The organism is Cellvibrio sp. (assembly GCF_053579595.1).
In genome coordinates this window covers 1-4259 of sequence record NZ_JBRFPI010000381.1, presented here as the reverse complement: position 1 = coordinate 4259, position 4259 = coordinate 1, and the positions used below count along the sequence as shown (strand labels likewise).

Annotated in this window: 5 protein-coding genes and 1 pseudogene; all 6 read left to right on the top strand. The window is 51.6% G+C overall.

The features are described from left to right. A pseudogene (locus tag ACWA6V_RS18125) lies at positions 1-182 on the top strand (glucose/galactose MFS transporter); the annotation flags it as partial. Next, positions 179-1024: an amidohydrolase family protein gene (locus ACWA6V_RS18120; protein ID WP_449523809.1), complete on the top strand. Its 846-nt coding sequence runs from the start codon at positions 179-181 to the stop codon at positions 1022-1024. The pseudogene ACWA6V_RS18125 and the gene ACWA6V_RS18120, both read left to right, overlap by 4 nt. Positions 1025-1162: 138 nt before the next feature. Then, positions 1163-1972: an IclR family transcriptional regulator gene (locus tag ACWA6V_RS18115; protein ID WP_449523808.1), complete on the top strand. Its 810-nt coding sequence runs from the start codon at positions 1163-1165 to the stop codon at positions 1970-1972. A gap of 226 nt (positions 1973-2198) precedes the next feature. Next, positions 2199-3251, top strand: a complete 1053-nt coding sequence (locus ACWA6V_RS18110; protein ID WP_449523807.1) for an aldo/keto reductase — start codon at positions 2199-2201, stop codon at positions 3249-3251. Between the two features lie 37 nt (positions 3252-3288). Then, the gene (locus ACWA6V_RS18105) at positions 3289-3636 is read left to right on the top strand and encodes a UxaA family hydrolase (protein ID WP_449523806.1); all 348 of its coding nucleotides are present in this window, start codon (positions 3289-3291) and stop codon (positions 3634-3636) included. Beyond that, positions 3633-4259 (top strand): UxaA family hydrolase (locus ACWA6V_RS18100; RefSeq protein ID WP_449523805.1); only part of this gene is annotated, 627 nt, incomplete at its 3' end. The genes ACWA6V_RS18105 and ACWA6V_RS18100, both read left to right, overlap by 4 nt.

Below are 4259 nucleotides of genomic sequence, written 5' to 3'. Positions count from 1 at the left end.
CCAAGGCAGGCTCATCGCTGGTGATCATGGCAATTATCGGCGGGGCGGTACTTACGGCGGTGATGGGCCTGGTATCGGATCTGACCAGCATCCATTCCGCCGTCGGCGTACCGCTGGTGTGTTTTGCGGTGATTGCGCTTTATGCACGCAGCCGCGATAAAGCAGAGGCGGTTGCCAAGTGATCGACGCACACCAACATATCTGGCAACTGGGCGAGCATGATTGCTGTTGGCCGACGCCGGATTTGGTTGCGATCTACCGCGACTTTGGTGTGGAAGATGTGCTGCCGCTGGCCAGGTTTGCGGGTGTGACGGGTTCAGTGCTGGTGCAATCACAAGAGAGCGATGCGGATACCGATTATTTATTGGCTGTTGCTGAGCAAGCCGACTTTGTTAAAGCAGTCGTGGGCTGGGTGGATTTGGCGGCACCGTCGGCGCCTGCACGTATCGCCCAGCTTGCACAGCAGCCCAAATTGCGCGGTCTGCGCCCTATGTTGCAATGCCTGCCGGAAGACGATTGGATTTTACGCCCGGAGCTGGAGCCAGCCATCGCGGCGATGAAATTGCACAAACTGAGCTTCGATGCATTGGTCTATACCCGCCACCTCCCGCATCTGGAGCAGTTTGCACGGCGCCATCCGGATCTGCCGATAGTGATTAATCACGCAGCCAAGCCAGCGGTTATCGCTACTGATCGCCCAGCAGATGACTGGCGTAATGCCATCAGAGAAATCGCTAAATTAGCTAACGTCTACTGCAAGATTTCAGGTTTGCCCACTGAAGCGGGTAAAGACCAGGGGCAAACAGAGCTGGCTCCTTACATCCAGCATCTATTATCGGTATTTGGTGCAGAGCGATTGATGTGGGGGAGCGACTGGCCTGTCATTGGCTTGGCGCCAAACAAGCAGCTATGTATCTATAAAAACTGGCTTAATCTTGTCCAGCATACACTTACTGGATGCAAACTGAGCGAAATTGAAAGTGTTTTCATAGGTACAAGTTTGCGTTTTTATCGAATTGCGTAAAGTGGAACGCATGATGTGGGAGTGTGTGAGTAGAATCCTGTGACAACATGGAAAGTTTAGCCTTAGGTTGCATCCTGACTTGCCCTAAGCGTTATAAACCAATAATGGACACGGGGAAACAATAACGAGAAAAATACTATGACTTCTATTATGACTAAAGAACTCGACAGCGCTTATTTGGACAACAGTGGCGACGACGCCGAACGTAAATACCGTGCCCCGGCTTTGGAGAAAGGCCTGGACATCCTCGAATTGCTCGCGCGCAATTCATCACCTATGACGACTTCGCAAATGGCTGCTGCGCTCGGGCGTTCGGTAAGTGAACTCTTCCGCATGGTGCTTGCGCTCGAATATCGCGGGTTCATCACCCAAATGCCCGATGGTCGCGACGGCTACATGCTCACCAACAAACTATTTACCCTCGGCATTTCCCAAGGCACGGCCAAAACCCTGCTTGAAGTTGCCTTGCCGGTGATGAAAGAGCTGACCCGCGAGCTTGGCCAATCCTGCCACCTAGTGGTGCCCTCAGGTGACCAGATTGTGGTGGTCGCGCGACTTGAAAGCCCTATGGACCTTGGTTTCTCCGTGCGTGTCGGCTATCGCCGCCGCCTGATTGATACCAACTCGGGCGCCTTGCTCTATGGTTTTGCCACACCCGATGTACAGGCTGGCTGGCTGCCACTGTTATCGGCAACGGTGGATCTGGAGCGTATTGAACGCTTCCTCGCCAAGGCGCGCAAAGGGGTGGATCAGGGTTATATCCAACTTGCGAGTGATTTTGTCGATGGCGTTACCGATTTCTGTGTGCCGATCATTGGTGTCCACGGTGCGGCAGCGGTATTGATTATTCCCTTTATCCATATCAAATCCCAGGCGATCAGCACCGAGCGGGTGTTGGAGCGTTTGCTGCAGGCCTCCGATAAGATTTCCCAGGGCCTTATCGATTAACCCTTTTGTTAAGCCGTCTAAAAGCCGACTCCTGCAGTCGGCTTTTTTATGTTCATTCAAAAATCAAACAGCAATAGGCGCTAACGGCTTGTGTATCTTTATAGAAAAAGTCTAAATAACTATATGTGCTTTTCGGTTGTGTTCAGCTAGAATGATTTTTTATTGGCAATTCATCTTTTAAACATGAAAAGCCATGCATAAAAATCTAATTATAAAAAGAGGTTGTGTGGGCAAGTTCAATCTTCTTCCAACGCGTACTTTTGGACGCAGCAATCTCCCCATCTCTTTATTGGGTTTTGGCGCTGCTCCCATCGGCAACCTATATCAACCCTTAACCGATGCCCAGGCTACCTGCGCAGTGAAGTCGGCACTGGATTCCGGCATCCGCTATTTCGATACGGCTCCCCATTACGGTTTTGGTTTGAGCGAAACTCGTTTGGGCGCGGCACTCGCCAAGGCAGCGGTGGCTGAGCCTGTGATTATCTCGACCAAAGTGGGGCGCCTGTTGGTGCCCAGTACATCCACAGCATCCGTGCGCCACGGCTTTGCCGATGCACCACCGCTGGAGCCGCAATTTGATTACAGCTATGACGGGGTGATGCGTTCCTTTGATGCCAGCCTTGAACGCTTGCAGCGCACTCATGTCGATATATTGCTCGCCCATGATCTAGGGCCGCTGACTCACGGCGCCGACCATCCGGCGCGCTTTCGCGAATTTATGGACGGCGGCTACCGCGCCTTGAGCGAATTGAAAGCGGCAGGGCAGGTGACCGCGATTGGTCTCGGTACCAACGAATGGCAAATCTGTGAGGCGGCGTTAAAACACGGCGATTTTGATGGATTCTTATTAGCCGGTCGCTACACATTGCTTGAGCAGGGCGCCTGCGAAACCTTCCTGCCCTTGTGCGCAAGGCGCGGTGCGTCGGTTATTCTCGGTGGCCCGTTTAATTCCGGAATTCTGGCGACCGGTGTGAAAAGTGCGGATATTGCCAGCGGCAAAACTCCGCTGCATTACAACTACGAAGCGGCGCCGCAAGCCATTGTTGATCGTGTCGCACAGCTTGAATCTGTGTGTGAAGAATTTGCGGTACCACTTGCCGCTGCTGCGCTGCAATTTCCGGCTGCGCATCCACAAATTTGTTCGGTATTGGCTGGTTTGGCGAGCGATGCGCAAGTGCAGCAATCACTGGTATGGATGAATACGCCAATTCCCGAAGAGTTCTGGCAGCGGTTGCGCGAGAGTGAATTATTGCACCCGGCTGCGCCCACACCAGCTTAATTTAGTTGACTGCATTTTTATTCTTTTAGGATTAGGTATGACACAAACTGCTGATCCAGTTGCACAGCAAAAAACTGCACTCGCACCGGTGATACTGCTTCATCCGGACGACAATATTTTGGTGTGTGTAAAGCAGATCCATAGCGGCGATGCGCTATCAATTGATGGTGAAATAATTACCAGTCAAATTGACATCGCTGTCGGCCACAAAATTGCGCGCGCCGCATTAAGTGCTGGCGATAAAGTCTATCGCTACGGTGCGCCTATCGGTTCCATGACCGAAGCTGTCGCAAAAGGTGAGCACGTGCATATGCACAATATGAAAAGTGATTACATTCCCAGTCACACCCGCAGCCGTCAAAACAAAGACAGGAGTGAATCATGAATGATGCCGTAAGTTTTTCTGGCTGGCAGCGCGCCGATGGCCGTAAAGGTATTCGCAATGTGATTGTGGTGGCTTATTTGGTTGAATGCGCGCACCACGTAACGCGCAGGATCGTAAATCTGGTTGATGACATTGATGTGCATTTAATCGGTTTTCCCGGTTGTTACCCAAACCAATATGCTTACGAAATGATGCGTGCGGTTTGTACGCATCCGAATGTCGGCGGTGCGTTGTTGGTATCGCTCGGCTGCGAAAGTATGAATCGCGAAAAATTATTGAGTGACATTCGCACGAGTGGTCGCCCTGCAGAATTATTGGTTATTCAGGAAGCGGGCGGCACCAAAAGCACAATTGAATTAGGTTTGGCTGCGGTAAAACGTTTGCAAAGCGAAGCAGCAAAAGTTGCGCGCGTACCTATGTATTTAAATGAATTGATTGTCGGGACAATTTGTGGCGGCTCGGATGGCACCAGTGGTATCAGTGCTAACCCTGCAGTCGGCCGTTGTTTTGATGCGTTGGTTGCCGCCGATGCGATTTGCATTTTTGAAGAGACCGGTGAATTAATCGGCTGCGAAACCATTATGGCCGATCGTGCAATTACTCCGGAATTGGGCGCAGAAATT

Coding starts and splice junctions, on each gene's coding strand:
- ACWA6V_RS18115 (WP_449523808.1), top strand. CDS start 1,163: ATGACTTCTATTATGACTAAAGAACTCGACAGCGCTTATTTGGACAAC.
- ACWA6V_RS18105 (WP_449523806.1), top strand. CDS start 3,289: ATGACACAAACTGCTGATCCAGTTGCACAGCAAAAAACTGCACTCGCA.